The 17,955-nt window shown below is 49.7% G+C and carries 11 protein-coding genes and 1 other annotated feature; of the genes, 1 reads left to right on the top strand and 10 read right to left on the bottom strand.

Annotation, left to right across the window (positions count from 1 at the left end; all coding sequences use genetic code 11):
- Positions 1-2: 2 nt before the first annotated feature.
- From rsmI to LC508_RS20860, 8 genes are all read right to left on the bottom strand, one after another.
- Positions 3-848 carry a 16S rRNA (cytidine(1402)-2'-O)-methyltransferase gene (rsmI, locus tag LC508_RS20895; RefSeq protein ID WP_033144220.1) on the bottom strand — a complete coding sequence of 282 codons (846 nt, stop codon included), beginning with the start codon at positions 846-848 and terminating at the stop codon, positions 3-5.
- On the bottom strand, positions 845-1,615 hold the full coding sequence (locus LC508_RS20890; protein WP_054350344.1) for a tRNA1(Val) (adenine(37)-N6)-methyltransferase: 771 nt from the start codon (positions 1,613-1,615) through the stop codon (positions 845-847). The genes rsmI and LC508_RS20890 overlap by 4 nt, the downstream gene beginning before the upstream one ends.
- Positions 1,612-2,490, bottom strand: coding sequence for a PSP1 domain-containing protein (locus LC508_RS20885; protein WP_033144218.1), 879 nt, complete (start codon positions 2,488-2,490; stop codon positions 1,612-1,614). Before LC508_RS20885 ends, LC508_RS20890 begins: the two co-directional genes overlap by 4 nt.
- A gap of 1 nt (position 2,491) precedes the next feature.
- Entirely contained in the window at positions 2,492-3,481 is a 990-nt protein-coding gene (holB, locus tag LC508_RS20880; protein WP_018595388.1) for a DNA polymerase III subunit delta', read from the bottom strand.
- Positions 3,482-4,344: 863 nt separating this feature from the next.
- Positions 4,345-4,935, bottom strand: a complete 591-nt coding sequence (locus LC508_RS20875) for a nucleoside/nucleotide kinase family protein (RefSeq protein WP_103732987.1) — start codon at positions 4,933-4,935, stop codon at positions 4,345-4,347.
- Positions 4,936-5,204: 269 nt separating this feature from the next.
- A complete protein-coding gene (locus LC508_RS20870) occupies positions 5,205-6,641 on the bottom strand; it encodes an aminotransferase class I/II-fold pyridoxal phosphate-dependent enzyme (protein ID WP_103732988.1) in 1,437 nt (478 codons plus the stop codon).
- A 4-nt stretch (positions 6,642-6,645) separates the two neighbouring features.
- Positions 6,646-8,364, bottom strand: a complete 1,719-nt coding sequence (locus LC508_RS20865; RefSeq protein ID WP_054352997.1) for a proline--tRNA ligase — start codon at positions 8,362-8,364, stop codon at positions 6,646-6,648.
- 409 nt (positions 8,365-8,773) lie between these two features.
- Positions 8,774-9,041, bottom strand: a binding site (T-box leader).
- A 172-nt stretch (positions 9,042-9,213) separates the two neighbouring features.
- Positions 9,214-11,571, bottom strand: coding sequence for a glycoside hydrolase family 3 protein (locus LC508_RS20860; RefSeq protein WP_103730946.1), 2,358 nt, complete (start codon positions 11,569-11,571; stop codon positions 9,214-9,216).
- 268 nt (positions 11,572-11,839) lie between these two features.
- Here LC508_RS20860 and LC508_RS20855 point away from each other — a divergent pair, with 268 nt between their 5' ends.
- Complete coding sequence (locus tag LC508_RS20855; RefSeq protein ID WP_103730945.1) at positions 11,840-13,753, top strand: DUF2961 domain-containing protein; 1,914 nt, start codon at positions 11,840-11,842, stop codon at positions 13,751-13,753.
- Here LC508_RS20855 and LC508_RS20850 read toward each other — a convergent pair.
- Both LC508_RS20850 and LC508_RS20845 read right to left on the bottom strand, forming a co-directional pair.
- Positions 13,732-15,039 carry an apiosidase-like domain-containing protein gene (locus LC508_RS20850; protein WP_158587243.1) on the bottom strand — a complete coding sequence of 436 codons (1,308 nt, stop codon included), beginning with the start codon at positions 15,037-15,039 and terminating at the stop codon, positions 13,732-13,734. The genes LC508_RS20855 and LC508_RS20850 overlap by 22 nt on opposite strands.
- Positions 15,040-15,397: 358 nt before the next feature.
- On the bottom strand, positions 15,398-17,851 hold the full coding sequence (locus LC508_RS20845; RefSeq protein WP_103730943.1) for a beta-mannosidase: 2,454 nt from the start codon (positions 17,849-17,851) through the stop codon (positions 15,398-15,400).
- Positions 17,852-17,955 lie beyond the last annotated feature (104 nt).

The following is a 17,955-nucleotide window of genomic DNA, read 5'->3' as shown; positions in this document are numbered from 1 at the left end:
CTCTACTCCTCTTCCAAAAGAGCCTGGTAAATGTCACGTTTGCTGACTCCTCTGTCCTTTGCGACTCTCTTCATCGCCTCTTTCCTGTCGGCTCCCTGGTTTACATAATACTCCATATGTTCCTTTAACGGCATCTCACTCCAGCGCTGCTGTTCCTCAGCTTCCATCTCACTCCGGCTTCTTCCTTCCAAAACCAGCACACATTCTCCTTTGGGGGCATTGGTCTCATAATAGGTGACCGCCTCCGATAATGTAGTCCTGAATATGGTCTCATGCTTTTTCGTCAGCTCCCTGCACACGGAGATTCTGCGCTCGCCAAGAGCTTCCAACAGCTCCTGGAGTGTCCTTACAAGCCGGTGAGGCGCCTCGTATAATACAATGGTCCTGGTCTCATTTTTCAGCTCCTCCAGAACCTTTCTCTTCTCCTTTTTGTCTGAGGGAAGAAAAGCTTCAAAGGCAAACCGCCTTGTGGGAAGTCCCGACAGGGTCAGTGCTGTGATGCACGCAGCCGCTCCCGGAAGGGCGGTCACCGTAATCCCCGCATCCCAGCACATGGCTACCAGCTCCTCGCCGGGGTCTGAGATCCCGGGTGTTCCCGCATCTGTGACCAGTGCAATATTTTTCCCTGCCTGCATCTGTTCCACCAGATATCTTCCCTTATCTATCTTATTATATTCATGATAACTGGTCATGGGCGTCTTAATGTCAAAATGGTTCAGCAGCTTGATACTGTTTCTGGTATCCTCTGCCGCGATCAGATCCGCCTCTTTTAAAATACGCACCACCCGGTAGGTCATATCCTCGAGATTGCCGATAGGTGTGGCGCACAAATACAATTTTCCGCTCATGTTTCCTCTTCTCCCGCAGCCGTTTCCTGCCGCTTCCGTCCATAGATCTCCAGTATCTCATCCGTATAGACTCCCGGTCTGTCATAGACGATCAGCGGCTTTTCCACAGTAATCCTGGAATTTCCGCCTCTCATACCCTCTATGAGCACAAGATTGGGTTCCTTGTCCACATAGGGATAGACAAGGCGCATCCTTTTGGGTTCAATCCTGTATTTTACCATGGTTGACATAATTTCTGCCAGACGAAATGGCCTGTGTACCATGTAGAATCTCCCTTTCGGCACCAGAACAGAGGCTGCCTGGGAGATCACATCCTCCAGTGTACAGAGGGTTTCGTGGCGGGCAATGGTCTTTGCCATGTTTTCCCCTACGAGACCATGACTTCCGATCATATAAGGCGGGTTGGTAGTGACCACGTCAAAAGAGGATGCTCCGAAAGTCTTCGCCGCCTCCCTGATGTCACCCGTTTCAATGGAAATATCTGCATCCAGTCCGTTGTAAGCCACGCTCCGTCTGGCCAGCGCCGCGCTCTCCTCCTGGATCTCCAGTCCCGTAAAATGCCCCTGCGGGTACCTGGCTTTCAGCAAAATAGGGACGATGCCAGTCCCCGTCCCCATATCCAATGCATTCTCACCCGGTTTTACCCTGGCAAACCAGGCGAGAAGCACTGCGTCTATTCCGAAACAAAACTGTTTTGGATTCTGAATCAGCATGTAGCCGTTCTGAAGGTCATCCAGACGTTCATTTTCCATAATCAGAGATTTCATTTCTCCAGTTCCTTTAATGCTTTTAATTCTTCATCAGACAGTTTTATCTTTTCTTTTTTCTGCCGCGGTTTGAATTTTAGATCCTCCACAGCGTATTCCCTAATTTCCTTCTCGTCATCCACATCTACAATGACTTTGACAAGCTGGCGCAGCACATTTACACTCTGTACTTCGCCTCTGAGACCCTCCGGTGTGTTCACTCTGTCTCCTACAACCGGCAGTTTCCGGTTCAGCTCCTCGTATGTCTCTTCCTCATTTTTCAGACAGCACATAAGCCTTCCGCAGACTCCTGAAATCTTGGTGGGATTCAGAGAGAGATTCTGCTCCTTGGCCATTTTGATGGAAACAGGTGCAAATTCAGACAGATAAGTATGACAGCACAGGGCACGCCCGCAGATTCCGATGCCTCCCAGAATCTTTGTCTCATCCCTGACACCAATCTGGCGCAGTTCAATGCGTGTCTTAAAGATAGCTGCCAGATCCTTCACCAGCTCACGGAAATCAATCCGTCCGTCCGCGGTAAAGTAAAAGAGTACTTTATTATTGTCAAATGTATATTCCACATCGATCAGCTTCATCTCAAGCCCGTGCTCTTTGATCTTCTTCAAACAGATCTGGTATGCTTCTTTTTCCCGCTTTCTGTTGCTCTCCTCTTTCTTGTCATCCTGTGCATTGGCGATTCTGATGACCTCTTTCAAAGGCTGAACCACCTTCTCATCCTCTACATCCCTGGGGGGCAGAACCACGTTTCCGTATTCTACACCTCTTGCGGTCTCCACAATTACATGGTCGCCGGATTTTATCTCCAGATTCTTTGGAGAAAAATAATAGATTTTTCCCACATTCCGGAATCTGACTCCAATCACTCTTGTCATTTTAGTTCTCCCTGATTGTAAGGAACAGAAGTTCCATGGTTAAGTCAAAATTAACGTTTGCCTGCAGACGTGTCTTAGCTGTTTCGATCGCCTGGATGATTTTCTCCAGTCCCTCGTAAGAGCTCTTGTCTGCACGATCCTTGATTGCATTATATTCCTGACGGAACACCAGTCCGTCCACTTCTTTTGTAGCTTTGAACATCAGCACATCCCTGAACCACACTAAAAACAGGTCCAGATATTCATATACCGTATGCTTCTCCTCTGAGAGTGTCTTGATGGCATCCACCATCTCGTAGACCTCCATGCCGTCCCCCTTCTTCAGAATCTTCAGGGCAGCATCCATCATGTCGGCAAAATCCTCGGCCGTTGCGATCTGCTTAGCCTTCCCTACATTTCCCTGGGCAAACGCCACGCTGACCTCTGCCTGGTAGTCCGGTACGTGCAGCTCCTCCATGAGATAACTCTTGATCAGATCATCCCTGACCGGTTTGAAATTCAGGGTCACACACCTGGACGTGATGGTTGGAAGAAGACTGGTATTGTTGTTCGCCAAAAGCAGAATCACCGCATAGGCCGGCGGCTCCTCAATGGTTTTCAAAAGAGCGTTCTGTGCCTGGACTGTCATCTTCTCTGCTTCGTCCACAATATATATTTTATAAGGCCCTGTATAGGGTTTGATTTCCACATCCGCAATGAGCTGTTCCCTGATATCCTCAATACCAATGGAATTTGGTTTCAGATGGCTGACATAGATAATGTCCGGATGATTCCTGTTCATGGCCTTTTTACATGAGCCGCACTGCAGACACGGCTCTTTTCCGTGCTTCTCGCATTGCAATGTCATGGCAAACAGCTTCGCCAGAAGTTTTTTTCCGCTCCCTTTCTCTCCTGCAAAAATGTAGGAATGAGAAACCTGATCCATGGCAACCGCATTTTGTAAATGGCGGATAACCTCCTCATGTCCTAATACCTTTTCAACTTCCTGCATTGCAATCACCTCTATCCTTCCGCCCTGCAATAAGGGCATTTATATTCAGAGCTGGCCTGCACCGGCTCGTTTCTATCATTATAGCACAGGTTTTCCGGGTCCTGCAACGTCTGGTGTTCTTACTTTTCTATTATTTCATCCCCGGTTGGTGTCCCCTCCCGAATACTGTGGTTGTGTGAACTGTTTGGACTTTCGTCGGTAATTCGGAGCGGCCCGGCCACTGTTTCTGCTTACTTTACAGATAATTTGAATGTCATCTTAGGCTTTCGTCGGTAATTCTGAGCCGCCCGGCTACTGTTTCTGCTTGCTTTACAGATAATTTGAATGTTGTCTTGGGTTTTCGTTGGTAATTTTGGGTGGCCCGGCTGTGGTTTCTGCTTGCTTTACAGATAATTTGAATGTTGTCTTGGGTTTTCGTTGGTAATTTTTGGCGGCCCAACCATGGTTTCTACTTACTTTACAAATAATTTGAATGCCATCTTAGGCTTTCGTCGGTAATTCTGAGCCGCCCAGCCACTGTTTCTGCTTGCTTTACAGATAATTTGAATGCTGTCTTGGGTTTTCGTTGGTAATTTTGGGCGGCCTGGCCGTGGTTTCTGCTGGCTTTACAAATAATTTGAATGTCATCTTAGGCTTTCGTCGGTAATTCTGAGCCGCCCGGCTACTGTTTCTGCCTACTTTGCAGATAATTTGAATGTTGTCTTGGGTTTTCGCCGGTAATTTTGGAGACACCACCGCGGTTTCTCCCTGCTTTACAGATAACCTGATACAGGTCCCAGGCTTCCTTGCCCCGCAAAGCATCAAAAACTCCGGGACCTTCCAGATAATGTACAAACAGCCGCTGTCCGTGCCCGGAATGGATATCAGACGCTCCGGCTGCGGATATACTCCCGAATTTCTTCCATACAGCTTTCCAGCTCCACGTTCTGAAAACGCCTTTTGATTCCCGCTCTTTCCAGGTTCTCCTCCGAGAAATCTTCTGTATCAGCCAAAAAACGCCGGCACATTTCCGCATAACGGGGCTTCTCCTGCAATTCTTCCCTGGCGAGGGCCCGTTTTAGGCGCTCCCCATCCTCCACTTCCACATAAATGGGGCAGACATTTTCCTCCCCAAAATATCTCTTCATATTCTCATAGGACTCCAGCGTCCCGATTGCCAGATAACTGCGCGCCTTCAAATCCACCTGCCCGTCATCCGCCGTAAAATAAGTCCAGGGGCCGTGCACAGTCTCATAAGTTCTGTACTCGATCACCTTTCCCTCATCCATAAACTGTCTGAAACGCTCCTCATCCACAAAGTGGTACTCTCTCCCATCAGCCTCCCCCTGTCGGACCGGACGTGTTGTATATAACAAAACATTCTTTAAACCAAACTCCTTGTCACGGAGAAGTCTGCTGTAAATGGTATCTTTACCGGAAGAGCTTTTACCCATAATATAAAAAATTCTGCCCATTCTTTTGTTCCTCTGTCTCTTATTTCCATCCCCGCCCGGCAATTTCAAAGAGTATGTCTTCATCTTATCATTCCTCCAACTATGGGACACCTTCCCCGGCTGGTACACGGACTGCAGAAATGGATTTTCAAACGTAACTGTTCAATATCTTCACCGTTACAGGCAAAAATCCATGCAAATTCACCTTTGGCAATAGAATTTTTGCTTCGCTGCAAAGTGTTTTCTTAAGGGCAGCGCAGTAAATGCGCAGACCTGCCGAATCGTTACTTTCAAACATCTTTTAACACGTGAATCTTCTTTAGAGTATAGTCATTTAAGCCCTGAATGTCCATACCCTGTTCCTTCCAAATACAAATCTGCCGCAATACATCTTTGCTGATTCTCTCTCCCGGAACCAGAAACGGGATTCCGGGCGGATACAGATACGCATATTCCGAAGAAATCCTTCCCTCACTGTCCGACAGGTTAATTTCCTCCTGGTCCCCTTCCACAGCCTCCGCTATAGATTTGCAGACTTCACCGACGATATAGGTACAAATCCCATCCTTCACTGCTTCTGTTCTCTCCGTTTCACGATCAATATCCAGAAGCGCCTGCTCCAGCCTGTCAAACCCGTCCTCTGTATCCATTACGCCAGTGAGCGCGATCACATACTGGCTTGCCGCCATCTCCATCTGCAGATGATACCGTTCCAGCAAAATTTCATGGAGCTTTGCCCCATCTATTTCCGCATCTGCCGTAGAGATCAGAATCTTTGATTCATCCAGGTCATACACTAAACCCCGTCCCAAAATATCATCCTTACTCACCAGATGCAGATTCTTAAGGGCCGCCAGTCTCCCCCTGCAGGTTTTAAGCCTCTCTGTATAGCCCGCAAACAGCTCCTTCCCCTTTTCCCGGATCAGCCTTACGCACGCATCCATCCCGGCCATAAACAGATAAGACGGACTGCTGCTCTGATAAATCCCCAGAAAACGCCTGAGCTTTTCCTCACTCACTCTCTCACTGTTCCTGTGCAGAAGCGCGGTCTGCGTCAGCGATGGCAGAGTTTTATGTAAACTATGAATCACCACATCCGCCCCACATGCAAGCGCGGATTCCGGAAAATATTCCGAAAACGGAAAATGCGCCCCATGTGCCTCGTCCACGATCAAAGGCACATGAAATGCATGAGCAATCTTCGCAATCCTCTTCACATCAGACACCACTCCGTCATAAGTAGGAGACGTGATAAGCACTGCCTCTGTGCCGGGATACCTCTCCAGCATCTCCCTGACAGCCTCAGGCGAAATTCCACCGTTCAATCCCACACTTTTTTCGGCCTCCGGAAAGAGATAATGTGTTGTCAGTCCTCTCAGATAAGCCGCGTGATAAACTGCCTTGTGACAGTTTCTTGCCATCAGTATCTCACCGCCTCTGGACGTACATGCGGACACAGCGGCCAAAATTCCCGACGTGCTGCCATTTACCAGATACCATGTCTCACGCGCCCCGTAAAGAGAGGCAGCCCGCTGCTGAGCCTCCAGCAGAATCCCTTCGGCGTGATGCAGATTGTCAAACCCGTCTATCTCAGTTATGTCAACCAAATAAGGGTTTTTCAGCGTCCCCGGACAAAATTCCCGTTTATGCCCCGGCATGTGAAATGGATAGTAATCCTTTCTTCCATATTCATATAAAGCCTCATCCAGCCACTTCTGCTGTTCCATTTTCTCATCCTCTCCCAGACAATTCCTCAATCAGCACTGCAATCTCCTTTTTAACATCCTGAAGCGCCGCTTTCTTCTGAACATTTTTATCCCTTGTCACGATCTCGCAGCACCCTTCTTTCATATTTCTCGGGCTGACGATCACACGCACAGGCACACCCATAAGATCCGCATCTGAGAACATAACCCCGGCGCTCACTTTCCTGTCATCATAGAGCACCTCCACGCCCTGCCTCTGAAGGTCTTCATACAGCTTATCCGCAAATGCTTTCACTTCCTCATTATCCGGCCTTACACAGCACAGATGCACCTGCCAGGGAGCAATGGCCATAGGCCAGATTGGCCCGTACTCATCATGATGTGCTTCACACACGGAGGCTGCCAGCCTTCCGATCCCTATCCCATAACACCCCATCAAAGGATACTTTTCCTTCCCATCTTTATCCAGATACTGCATCCCCATACTCTCCGTATACTTTGTACCGAGCTGAAAAATATTTCCCACCTCAATACCTCTGCATACCTGAATCGTATGCTTACCGCATCCGGGACACACGCCGCCCTCTGAAATCTTGGCAAAATCATGATACTCCGCCTGCGGGCAGTCCCTTTCCATACAAAGTCCTGTATAATGATGTTCCTCCACATTACCGCCGCAGGAGAGATTCATTCCCCCCTGCAAAGACCTGTCATAGAGCACCGTAAAATCCCCCTGCAGATCATAAGGCCCGATAAATCCGGGATGCAGTCCGGATTCCTTCGTTATTTCCGCCGGACGAATCTCACTTTTCAGGAAATTGGTAACCTTTGTCTCATTCACATCCAGATCCCCGCGGATAAACAGCACCACAAACTTGTCATCCGAATTCTTCTGATACACCACAGCCTTACAGGATTTCTCCTCAGGCATCCCCAAAAATCCGCACACATCCTCAATCGTATGAATATCCGGTGTGTACACCAGTTTCAGTTCCTCCTGCACATCATCCTGCGGATTCTCAACAATACTCTCAGCCATCTCCACATTAACCCTGAACCCGCATTCCGGGCAGACCGCAACAGAGTCCTCCCCCACAGGAGTCAGCAGCATAAATTCATGAGACAGACTGCCGCCCATCATCCCCGAATCCGAAGCCACGGCAATCGTCTCCGGAATCCCGGCCCTTGCAAAAATCCTCTCATAAGCATGATAACACTTCTGATAATATTCCTCCAGGTCCTCCTGAGAAGTATGGAATGAGTAAGCATCCTTCATTGTAAACTCTCTCACCCGGATCAGCCCTGCCCTCGGCCTTGCCTCATCCCTGAACTTTGTCTGGATCTGATAAATCATAAAAGGATACTTAGCATAACTCTTTCCATACTCCCGCACCAACTGCACCGAAGCCTCCTCATGTGTCATCCCCAGTACCATCTTACTCCCATTTCTATCCGAAAACCGCAGCAGCTCACTCCCCACACTCTCATATCTCCCCGACTCCTCCCAAAGCGAGGCCGGCATAACAACAGGAAACTGCACCTCCTGCCCATCAATCCCATCCATTTCCTCCCGAATAATCCCCTCAATCTTCCTGCAAATCCTCCTCAACGGCCCAAACTGCGAATAAATCCCATTCCCCACATACTTCATATACCCGCCTCTCACCATCAAAGCATGGCTGTCGATCACACAATCCGCCGGCCTCTCCCGAAACCTTTCCCCCACAACTTTCTCCATCTTCATAACACTCTTCCTCCATTCACATTTTTTTATTTCATATATCTAAATCTACCAACTATTCAGCACCCCTCACATCTAAAGGCAAAATCCATCCTGAATTGCATCTAACAATGGAATTATCGCTTGCTCACATAAAACAACCTCCCGCCCTCACCCTGCACGAAGTGCTTTTTTCTGCCGCCGCTGTCCCATCGGTTCCGGGCAACGTGGTGTGTTGCAGTGCCGTATGCATTCCGAAGCTACACCGAGGGTATTTCGTCCGTCTGAGCCGTACAACCCATTGTTCGTCTCAGGCGGACGAAATACCCTCGGTGTAGAATTCGGCTGCATACAAACGCAACACACCACGTTGCCCGGAACCGATGGGACAGCGAGCGGCAGAAAAAACAAAAACCCTGAACCAGCTAAGCCAGTTCAGGGCGAATACTCAAATATCCGTGTTACCACCTGAATTCAGAATTTCCATTCTGCTCTCTCCAAGTACAGGACGCCATCCATCCAAAGATCATCAGCCATCCGATACTCCATCCCCATAACGGAGGATACCCGTCATAACCTACTCGTCACCTTTCAGCCTGCAGCTCAAAGACCGGTTCAGCGCCCCTCCATAAAGCCTCGCACCACCCGGCTTCTCTCTGCAACGTCCAGACACGCTTACTATCTCTTCTCAACGCCTTTCTCTTGATTCCGAATCTTATCACAAAACCGCATCCATGTCAACGATATTAAAAACAAAACCGCTGCTAAAAGCCGCCTGTGATTACCATTTACACGTTCCTGTCCCGCAGGGTATATTCAGGCCGATGGCATCAAAATTCCAAATCAGCAAGTACACAGTCCCGTCCAGAATATTTAATCCACTTTCAATATCATCCCCAATATCCTCTCCGCGCACTTCTCCATCTCTTCCCTGCTCACGAATCCCTTCTCCTTAGCCTCCAGAATCCTGTCAGGATAACCACATCCCATCTTGATATCTCCCCCGGCCTTTACTTCCAGATAATGCTCCGCGTGATTCCACCAGTCCGTAGTCACCATTCCCTCGAAGCCCCACTCTTCTCTGAGGATTCCGTTAAGCAGTTCCGGGTTACAGGAAGTGGGATATCCATTCATCAGATTATAGGATGTCATCACTGTCCAGGGCTGGGCTTCCTTTACCGCGATCTCGAATCCTTTCAGATAGATTTCCCTGAGCGCCCTCTCCGACACCCTGGAATCGCTGTCCTTCCTGTTAGTCTCCTTATTGTTGCAGCAGAAATGTTTCATGGACGCCCCGATATGCTGAGACTGGATGCCCCTGATCATAGCTGCTCCCATTTTTCCTGATACCAGCGGGTCCTCGGAATAATATTCAAAGTTTCTTCCGCACAGGGGACTTCTGTGTATATTCATAGCCGGGGTAAGCCAGACACCGATATTATTTTCCTTCACTTCAGCCGCTCCTGCTGCCCCTGCCTCAAATACTATCTCCGGATTCCAGGTACAGGCCAGCAGTGTGGCGCAGGGCCATGCCGTCGTATAGACACCGCACTCCTCCCTGATTCTCAGTCCTGCCGGGCCGTCCGCAGTCATAATATTGGGAATTCCATATGCCGGAAGATTGCCCATTCCATATGTATTGGCAGTACCTGTATTTACCTGACCGCCCAGCAGCCCGGCTAATTCCCTGTCGCTGAGCTGTGCCAGAAGCCGGCGTAAATCGGCCTTCCCTTCCGCTACATCTTCAAGGGTAATCCTGTCCGCATTTCGCCATTCTTTTTTCTCCTGATACGTGATTCCCTGTACATCGGGTTCCACCCCTTCCAGCGTATCAATATCCTGAGGAATCAGACGGTTCTTCTCATATACGTCTCCGCCCTGCGGTAGTTCCTCGTAGGACCCGTCTGCCAACAGGCGTGATTTAAGGGCAGCCGGCGCGCATTTTCTTTCGAGCTGCTCTGTCACAACCGTCTGCGCTGCCTGGTATTCATAGTCCAGTTTTACTGTATTTCTCACAGAGTTTCCGATTCTGAAGCTGTAATTTCCGGCCTCCAGCACATAAGCAGATGCCTGGATCTTTCCCAGATCATCATACGAAGCCATGGCCTTGACCGGCATTTTCAGTCTGAGCACCTGGGACTGCCCGGCTCCCAAAAGCTCTGTCTTGGCAAATGCCCCCAGCACTTCAAGCGGTTTTCCCAGAACACCCTGAGGTGCCCGGTAATAAAGCTGTACGACTTCTTTTCCGGCTCTGCTTCCCATATTGGTGACTCTCACATCCACACAAATGGTCCCATCTTCTTCCCCTGCCCGAAGCGGCTCAATGGCAAACTCCGTGTAGGAGAGTCCGAATCCAAAGGGATAATTTACCTTCTCGGCAGCGCCCGGAATCGTTTCAAAATACCGGTATCCCACATAGATGTCCTCTGTGTAATCCACATAATCCTCGGATTCGTTGAAACCTGCAGAAGATGGGTAGTCATCAAATGTACGGGCAAAGGTATCTGTCAGCTTTCCGGATGGGTTTACGTCCCCGCACAGCAGATCCGCCGCTGCCAGTCCGCCCTCCATGCCTCCCTGCCATGCAAGGAGAACTCCCTGTATCTTTTCAGAATCACAAAACCAGGAGGTATCCACCATACCGCCCACGTTCAGCACAACAACAACCTTTTCAAAATTGGCAGTCACTGTATCCACCATGTTCTGCTCTTCCCGGGTAAGATAAAAATCTCCATCTCCCGGAATCCCTTTCCGGTCCCAGCCTTCGCCGGAAAACCGGCAGATGGATATTACAGCCGCATCCGCCCATGCTTTGGCTTTCTCAAGCAGATCACAGGGAATCTCCGGCTCTGCAGTCATACCCGGCTGAATCCCGCCGGCATACTGTGCACTTACATTTTCCCTGTAGAATTTGCCGAGAGACGCCAGTACCTGTACCTTTCCCTCTTCTTCCTTTATCTCAAGACCATCCTGGAGACTGCGCACATAAGCGGTAGTCACATCACCGCTGCCTCCGCCTCCTTTTACATAATCCACACTGCCTTTTCCGAATAATGCCAGTCTGGTCCCCTTCTCAAAGGGCAGGATACTCTTTTCATTTTTTAACAGCACCATTCCCTCGGCTGCTGCTTTTCTGGATAAAAGAATGTGTTCTTCACATCCTGTCACTCTCTGTCCGTTCCTGCCTAAAGGCAGGCATGGCTGATACAGCGCACGCGCCCATTTCTTCATAATTAAAAATCCTCCTGTTTTTTCTCGCGCCTCTATGGGCGGGATTCCTCGTAATCTTTTTTCTATCTTATCTCCCCATTCTCTGGGGAACAAGAGCTTATATTGACATAAATATTCCTGATATTAACCTCTTCCATCCACCCTTGCCGCTCCGTTTGTTTCACAGTGCATTTCTTTCTTTTTTCCGAAAAATCTTAATATTATCCATTGAGATAATCCCCCCTTTTTTTATAATATCCTAAAACACTAAAAGACAGGAGATATCCATATGAATATTTACGAAACCATGGCAGACTTAAAGTCCCTCCCGGTCCCCAAGACAGGCTGCAGAGCCCACTATGAGGGAAGTATTGATAAAAAAGGCGGAAATGCTGACTGGGACTGGGCGCTCTACCGGGATGCAGACGGTGAATGGGTTCTTTTTGAACACCTTGGCCCCGGATGTATCTATAATTTTGTCCAGCACCGCTATCCGTCCTGTGAGGAGCCGGTTTTCCGTTTTTACTTTGACGGGGAAGAGACCCCCCGCTTTACCATCCGGCACTCGGAATTCGGTGAAAAATACCCGTTTACAGAACCTCTTGCCTCCCGCTATATCGGGCCCTATGACAACGGCAGAGGTCCTATCCGCGTGGTGCGCAGCTTTGTGCCCATGCCCTATAAAAAAAGCTGTAAAATCACCAGCAGTATCCGGCTGGAAGGCTGTGACCGCAGTAAAAACCAGGGCGGCTGGGGCCATGTTGTCTATCACTCTTATGAAAACGGAGACGGCGTGGAAACTTTCAGCCCTGCAGAAGACCCGGCACAGCAGAGGCTGACCGCTCTCTGGAAACAGACCGGAAGCTGTATACACAGCCTGCAGTCCCCCCTGCGCCGCCAACTGACAAACCTGGTTCTGAAGCCTGGGGAAGAGTTCCCGCTTTTTACCTGTGAGGAAAGCGGCTGTATAGCCGGTATCCGCATTCTCACAGGGGAGTATACCGCCTCCCAGCTACACACTCTGTCTCTCAGCGCACGCTGGGACGGACATTCCTCCCCTGACTTCGATGCTTCATTCGGCTGCCTTTTCTCCAATGAACTGGGGTATCACAGTGTACAGTATCTGCTGTCAGGCATGAATACAGACGGGTATTATTATAATTTTTACCCCATGCCTTTTTCCCATAGTGCTGATCTGGCCTTGAAAAATACCGGGGACCTGGCGGTACAAATCCCCTTTGCCGAGATTCTCTGGACCCGTGAATGGAATCCATACTATCAGGAAAACGGATTCCTATATTTCAGAGGGGCTCCCTATTACAGCCGAAAACATACGGAAGGTGCTGACAGCCTGATCGCACAGGTATCCGGAAACGGTCATATCATCTCCTCCATCATCACCGCATATGGCGAGACCCCCGAATCCAGGGCTGACTGTGAAGGTGATGTCCGCATCCATTTTGACGGACTACGCACACCGCAGATTGAGAGTGACGGTTCTGAAAGCTATTCCTGCTACGGCTGGGGATTCGAGACTCCCAAAGAGTGTAATCCTGCCAGCGGCTATGACGGGCATGAACACAAAGACTGGTCCATGCATCGCTCCCTTCCGGGGGACTGGTATCCTTTTTCTTCCTGTTTTCGTTTCGGAATCGAATCCGGCGGGTGCAATGACCTGTATATGGAACACTCCGGCATGGTATTTTATTACGGCAGAGACGAGATAAAGCTTAAGAAAATAGGGGAGATCCAATTTCAGGACCCCGGCACTTTGGAAGCTTTTCATTATATCTGCGAGGACAGCCCTGTGCCCGTTTCGCTGACTTCCTTTTTTGAGGGGGACGATGACCATATTCCTGTTACTTTTTACGGGCATTACAGCAGAAAAAAACGCTCCTTCACTGTCCCTGTTCCACCGGACGCCCAGGCAGTTATCCTCCGCCGGGTCAGCGACCAAAAGTACGGACGCCAAAAAGCTTTCGTTTCTGTAGATAAGGAAGCGGTGGAAGAATACCCCTGGTATTTTCCGGATCATAATCCATATAAGAGATGGCTGGAAGACGAGTTCATCATTCCCCGCAGATATCTTGCCGGAAAATCGGACATCACTATCACCATAGAACCTCAGCCCTGCGGTAGCCCGTTATCTCCTGACCATGTGACCTGGAATGAATACGGCTATCAGATCTTTGCCCGCATCTGATCCAGCACGGCAATCCAGTCCCGCCCTCCATCCGGCGGTCTTAAGACCACCGGACAGGGCGGCCATATTTCCTTTTTCTTAACTGTTCCATCCTCAGGGTCAAACCAGCTGCACAGCACCGGTCCCTCTCCCATTTTTTCCAGATGGGCTTTTATCTCCTGCCCATAGGGGGTATACAAAAAAGCATATGTATCTCCTCTGGCGGCAGAGATATACTGTCCGCACCACTCCTCCTGCTCCACAAGTTCAGGTGCCGGGCGCAGTTCAAAAAACGGTCTGTCAAGCCGAAGTTTTTCCATATACCGCATCTGTCCCGCACCTTTCTCCAAAAGCCCTTCACGCCAGGTCTTCAGATGACCTTGGTCCTTCTCCCTGCAAAAACACCACACTGCATGGTTCCCGTAAACACAGCCGCAGGCTCCCTGAAGCAGATTCCAATACCCATTCTGCCTCACTTCCCGCTCTCCCCAGAACACACCATACTCGGGCTGAAAACAGGCCGGATGACTCTCGTATCTCGGTTCCAGATCAAGACAGGGTTTCTCTTCCTCCTCCTGCATCTTCCTTATGAATTTCCAGCTCTCATAACCCTCCAGTCCATGCCCGGACTGGCAGCAGTTAAAATCAATATATGACTTATCCCGCAAGAAATGGGTGGAACAGGACGCTCCGCAGGGATGGAAGGTCATCAGATGTTCTGTATCCCTGCTCCTGATTCCGGCTGCCATTGCGTCAATCACGCTCTCCTGCTCCTCGTTTTCCACCGGTCTGTCTCCGCCCAGGATCCATATGATATTCCATTCTCTGCTATACCGTTCCCCAATCCAGGCACCATAGTCATAAGCACTTCCGGGATCTTTAAAGATTTCCGGCCCGCATCCCCACTTCTTATTCCACTTATCTCCCCAGCAGGGCAGCATCCCGATAAACATCCCCAGTTCTGCTGCTCTATGTACGATCCAGTCCACATGCCTCCAATACGCTTCGCAGTCCTCCATTTCCGGAAATACCTCTCCCTGCGTCCCCGGCAGGCAGACCTTCCCGCTGCAAAGCGGCAGCGGCTTATCCCCATACGCATTTCCTGTATAGATTCCATCCAGCTCCGCCAGCGCTGCCGCCTGGATCACATGAAATCCCTGTGCTGCCCGTAGGCTCAGATACTCATCCGCTTCCTCTCTGTTCAGTCTGTGAAACAATTCCCAGGCTGTATCTCCCAAGTAGAAAAAAGGAGTCCCGTCCTCCCACATAAGATACTGTTTCTCATGGTGTACTTTCAGTTTTTTCATGTTTCGCCTCCATATTATTAGATTTTTAGCGATAAAAGGTAAGGGTATCATTGATTTTAAGATTAAATGATATATTAGACAATCATCAGAAAAGAAAATAGCTATCCTCTATAGGCCGTAGAGGATAGCTGGCAACTATAAATTACTATGGTTTTCCGAAGCGCAATCAATGGATAACGATTATCTATTGATTACTTTTAAATCAATTATACACTGGGTACTTGAATTTCTCAAGTACCCATTTGCATTTTCTATTCTGAATATACCAAAGCAGTTACCCTTCACTGCGCGCCCAGCAACACGCTTCGCAATGCACAGATATGGAACATTCTGCTCTATATCGCGCCGGCTGCCTTCACTACCGAATATCAAACACACTCCGTACCGTCAGATCCTCCATCTCACCGCAAACCACTTTCACTCTTCTCTCCCCTGCATTCATATCAAAATAGTTGTCCTCCAACACCAGATCCTCATTCCTGTTCCGAATCTCAACACTCTTCGCATACGCCTTTGCCCTGACGATGACCTCACCGTCTCCGGACTCCACCGTAAGCTGCGGATCTTCATATCGGAAAAATCTCGGCAGTGTGAGTATCACTGTGGAACCGGATACCCACCGGTCATCCTCAAAAAGATCATAGCTGATGTACTCTTCCCGGATTTTCATGTCCGGAAGCTCCCTTTTTTCCATCCACACACTGGAGAGTGCCGGCACGGAAAGCTCTGTCTCCTCCTTCTGCAGAATACCGCCGAACCGGTCCCGTACAGCCCATACGACCCGGACCACTTTATCCTCCGGCGTCTCATTAGACACATTGAACGTCACACTCTTCTCCATCTGAAAGGGCTGCGCATTCACATTGGTGTTCTGCGTCATCATCCCCTCCTCCCTGCAGGACAGCAGGATTGGAGCAAAAAACCTTTTGGCATAATAATGCAGTGCCTTCCACCTTCCGTAATAGTCAATGGAGGACCAGGAAGCCACCGGCCAGCAGTCATTGAGCTGCCAGTACACTGCTCCCATACACCTGCCCCTGTTTCTTCGGAAATGCTCCACTCCGTATTTTATAGCTTCTCCCTGCAGGAGCTGGGACGCATACAGCAGCGTATCAAAATCCGTGGGATACAGGAAGGTCTGGTACAGATACTTCATGATCTTCCCATTTGCCGCGTCATTCCTCTGATGCTTATCCATCACATAGGAAAAAATATTCCTGTCCTCCGGCAGCGTAAACGCCTCCACTGTCTTCAGACACGGAAAAGACTGGAATCCAAACTCACTGGCATACCGGAAATAATACTTACGGTATTCGGAAAATGGCTTATCTCCGTGCCATACCTCCCAGTAATGCACATCTCCCCGGTCGGGGTCATTGGGCGCGTCGAAGCTTCCGCCCGAAGACGGACTTGCCGGCCAGTAAAAGGTCTGCGGGTCTTCCTCCTTCAGCACCTGCGGGATGATATACTCGTACATCTTGACATAATCCGCCTTCTGCTTCAGCGTATTCACCCACTGGCCCTCATCCACGAACATTTCCATCTCATTATTCCCGCACCAGAGTCCAAGACTGGCATGATGGCGGAGGCGGCGCACATTGTCCCTGATCTCCGCCCTGATATTTTTATCAAAATCCTCTGTCAGTTCATAGACAGCGCAGGCAAACATCAGATCCTGCCAGACCACCAGTCCCAGCTCATCGCAGGCATCATAAAAATCGTCATGGGGATAGAATCCGCCTCCCCATACCCGGATACAGTTAAAATTAGCCGCCCGGCACTGTTCCAGCAGTTTCCTGGTCCTCTCCCCGGTGATCCTGCCGAAAATGTTGTCTTCCGGTATATAATCCGCGCCCATGGCAAAAATCTGCACGCCGTTTACCTCATGGGCAAAGCTCTCGCCGTATACATCCTTCTCCCTGTGCACGGTCATGGTCCTAAGGCCTATCCGCTTCTCCCATCGGTCAACTTCACGGCTGCCGTCCATAAGCTGCACACAGATTCCATACAGATTCTGTTCCCCGTATCCGTTCGGCCACCACAGAAGCGGCTGTGTGATGACCAGACACTCCGGTGAATCCTCCTCTGTCCTCACATTTCCCTGTGGGTCTGTGACTGTGACCCTGTAGGAAAGCCCCTGTGCTTTTGCCCTGTCCTCCTGTGTTTCTCCTGCGGAAGCGATCTCTGTGCGGATATAAAGTGTGACCTTCTGCTCCTCATGCTCCTGCGCCACATATACGGATTCCAGCCTTCCTTTCTCTACTCCCTGCAGAAAAACATTCTTCCATATTCCCGCATCCGGAAGCCTTGGGCCCCAGTCCCAGCCAAACATGCAGTGTGCTTTCCTGATCTGGGGAAACCCGTCCATACAGTGTTCAGATCCCATAGTCACACACTCCGCATAGCGCTCCCGGATATATTTAACAGGACTGTGAAAATAAATCCTCAGACTGTTTTCTCCCCGCAGCAGCATCCCGGTCACGGAGTATGCCCATGCGCGGTGCATATTGTCAGCCCGGCCCAGCAGGCATCCATTCAGATAAATGTCTGCAATGGTGTCCAGACCGTCAAAACAAAGTCTGATCTCATCTGTATCAAAAAGTCCGCTCTCCGGTATGAACCGGGTTTCATAGACAAAATCCTTCTCCATCCATTTCAGGGCTTCATCCTCGTTGTCCCTCCAGAAGGGATCTTCCATCCTGCCCGTGCGAAGCAGGTCATAGTAAACAGACCCCGGCACCTGGGCGGGAATCCTCTCCTTTTCTCCCTGAACCTGGAGAGTCCACCCCTGTGTAATCTCCTGTCTCCTCATATTTCGTTTATCCTCCAGTCTAGTCTCCATCCTTCCGGATGCCATGTTTCTTAACCGTGTATCCCTGCAGCAGTCCGGCGCCGGCTGACTCGGGTTTCGCTCGG

The sequence above is a fragment of the Blautia parvula genome (assembly GCF_020215665.1).
GTDB classification, from domain to species: Bacteria; Bacillota; Clostridia; order Lachnospirales; family Lachnospiraceae; genus Blautia; species Blautia celeris.
Note: the sequence above shows the minus strand (reverse complement) of the source record. Positions and strands in the feature narration are given on the sequence as shown.